Origin of the sequence: Mycobacterium sp. (genome assembly GCF_049281135.1) — a bacterium.
In the GTDB taxonomy this organism is placed as follows: domain Bacteria; phylum Actinomycetota; class Actinomycetes; order Mycobacteriales; family Mycobacteriaceae; genus Mycobacterium.
The window spans coordinates 1-2,643 of sequence record NZ_JBAPRN010000551.1 but is presented as its reverse complement, the minus strand read 5'-3'; the positions used below and the strand labels follow the sequence as shown (position 1 = coordinate 2,643).

At 65.2% G+C, this 2,643-nt stretch carries 3 protein-coding genes; 2 read left to right on the top strand and 1 reads right to left on the bottom strand.

The window, feature by feature from the left end; translation table 11 throughout:
• On the bottom strand, positions 1-439 hold a 439-nt coding region (locus tag WAN02_RS21500), incomplete at its 3' end, for an FAD-binding oxidoreductase (protein WP_422266244.1).
• 143 nt (positions 440-582) lie between these two features.
• Between WAN02_RS21500 and hsaA the strand changes: the two genes are divergently transcribed.
• Both hsaA and hsaD read left to right on the top strand, forming a co-directional pair.
• On the top strand, positions 583-1,767 hold the full coding sequence (gene hsaA, locus WAN02_RS21495) for a 3-hydroxy-9,10-secoandrosta-1,3,5(10)-triene-9,17-dione monooxygenase oxygenase subunit (RefSeq protein WP_422266243.1): 1,185 nt from the start codon (positions 583-585) through the stop codon (positions 1,765-1,767).
• A gap of 50 nt (positions 1,768-1,817) precedes the next feature.
• A partial coding sequence (gene hsaD / locus WAN02_RS21490; RefSeq protein WP_422266242.1) for a 4,5:9,10-diseco-3-hydroxy-5,9,17-trioxoandrosta-1(10),2-diene-4-oate hydrolase occupies positions 1,818-2,643 on the top strand: 826 nt, incomplete at its 3' end.

Below are 2,643 nucleotides of genomic sequence, written 5' to 3'. Positions count from 1 at the left end.
GTGCCGACTTGCAGATCGACAAGATCGGCGTGATTCCGCTGCCGGCCGACAGCAGCAGGAAGTCGTCGTCGAGGGTTTTGGGTACGAATGTGCCCGACGGCGCCAGCACGTGAATCCGCATGCCGGGATGAGCGTGGTCGCACAGCCAGTTCGACGCGTAGCCGTCTTTGTCCCGTTTCACGGTGACGGTCATCGCCTCGTCGGTGAAGGGCGAGCTGCACAGCGAATAGCAACGGGCGACCGAGCCGGTGCGGTCGCTGGGAACACGCAGAGTCAGGAACTGGCCGGGGGCGTAGCGCAACCGCTCCGCCGGTATCTGAGCGCCATCGGGCACCGTGAACACCAGCGAACGCGCGTCCTCGGTCTCGGTGACGACGTCGGCTATCTCCAGTTCGAGAACGTGGCTGCCGAGCGGCTCGTCGGGAATTGTGTCCGTCACAACCCCGCCCTTCCTTCAGTCATAACTAGAACAGGTTACAGAAAGGCGTATCGGTATCGCTACCAGCCGCAGGAACACGCTGCTCGACACAAATCGGAACGTGTTCTAGTCTTTGTCTACATAAGCCACCTTTGGAGGAACCCGTGACGTCCATTCAACAACGTGACGCCCAGTCGGTCCTAGACGGCATCGACGAATTACTGCCCAAGCTGCGGCAGCGCGCCCAGGAAACTGAGGACCTGCGCCGACTGCCGGACGCCACGGTCAGTGAGCTTCAGGAGATCGGGTTCTTCAAGTTGCTGCAGCCTCAGCAGTGGGGCGGGCTCGAGTGCGACCCCGCGGTGTTCTACGAGGCGGTCCGCCGACTGGCCAGCGCGTGCGGTTCCACCGGTTGGGTCAGCTCGATCATCGGTGTGCACAACTGGCACTTGGCGCTGTTCGACCAGCAGGCCCAGGACGAGGTCTGGGGCGACGACGCAGCAGTGCGTGTCTCGTCGTCCTACGCGCCGATGGGCGCGGGCACGGTCGTTGACGGCGGCTACCTGGTCAGCGGTTCGTGGAACTGGTCGTCGGGGTGTGACCACGCCACGTGGGCTTTCTTGGGTGGTCCGGTGATCAAGGACGGCCGGCCGGTCGACTTCGGCAGCTTCCTGATCCCGCGCACCGAGTACCGCATCGACGACGTCTGGCACGTGGTGGGCCTGAGGGGCACCGGCAGCAACACGGTCGTCGTCAAGGATGTGTTCGTGCCGCGGCACCGGTTCCTGTCCTACAAGCAGATGAACGACGGCACCGCCGGCGGCTACCAGAACAACACCGCCGCCGTCTATAAGATGCCTTGGGGCACAATGCATCCCACGACCATCTCGGCGCCGATCGTCGGCATGGCATACGGCGCGTACGAGGCCCACGTCGAGCACCAGGGCAAGCGGGTGCGCGCGGCGTTCGCCGGTGAGAAGGCCAAGGACGACCCGTTCGCCAAGGTCCGCATCGCCGAGGCTGCCAGCGACATCGATGCCGCGTGGCGACAGCTGATCGGCAACGTCAGCGACGAGTACGCACTGCTGTCAGCCGGCAAGGAGATCCCGTTCGAACTGCGCGCCCGCGCTCGTCGCGACCAGGTGCGCGCTACTGGGCGGTCCATCGCCTCGGTCGACCGCTTGTTCGAGGCATCCGGGGCCACGGCGCTGGGCAATGATCAACCGGTACAACGCTTCTGGCGCGATGCACACGCCGGCCGGGTGCACGCAGCCAACGACCCCGAGCGGGCCTACCAGATCTTCGGTAACCACGAGTTCGGGCTGCCGCCCGGCGACACCATGGTCTGATGCGCGCCGGCGACGATGCAGAGCGCAGCGATGAGAAGGAGCGGCGCTAGATGACGGCGACGGAAGAACTCACCTTCGAGTCCACCTCCCGGTTCGTCGAGGTCGACGTCGACGGTCCACTCAAGCTGCACTACCACGAGGCGGGCGTTGGCAAAGAGCAGACGATTGTGTTGCTGCACGGTGGCGGACCCGGTGCGGCGAGCTGGACGAACTTCTCCCGCAACATTCCGGTGCTGGCGCAGCGCTTTCATGTCCTGGCCGTCGACCAGCCCGGCTACGGTCACTCCGACAAACGCGCCGAGCACGGGCAGTTCAACCACTACGCCGCCCGAGCCCTCAAGGGTCTTTTCGACCACCTGGGTCTGGGACGTGTTCCGCTAGTGGGCAATTCGCTTGGCGGCGGCACCGCTGTCCGGTTCGCGCTGGATTACCCCGACAAGGCCGGCAAGCTGGTGCTGATGGGTCCGGGTGGGTTGAGCATCAACCTGTTCGCGCCCGACCCCACTGAAGGCGTCAAGCGGCTGGGCAAGTTCTCCGTCGAGCCGACCCGCGAGAATCTCGAGGCGTTCCTGCGGGTGATGGTCCACGACCAGAAGCTGATCACCCCGGAGCTGATCGACCAGCGCTTCGAGCTGGCGAGCACCCCCGAATCGCTGACGGCGACCCGCGCGATGGGAATGTCGTTCGCCGGGGCCGACTTCGAGCTCGGCATGATGTGGCGCGAGGTCCACAAACTGCGCCAGCCGGTGCTGCTGATCTGGGGCCGCGAGGACCGGGTCAACCCTCTCGACGGTGCTCTGGTGGCGCTCAAGACGATTCCCCGTGCGCAGCTACATGTTTTCGGCCAGTGTGGGCATTGGGCGCAGGTGGAGAAGT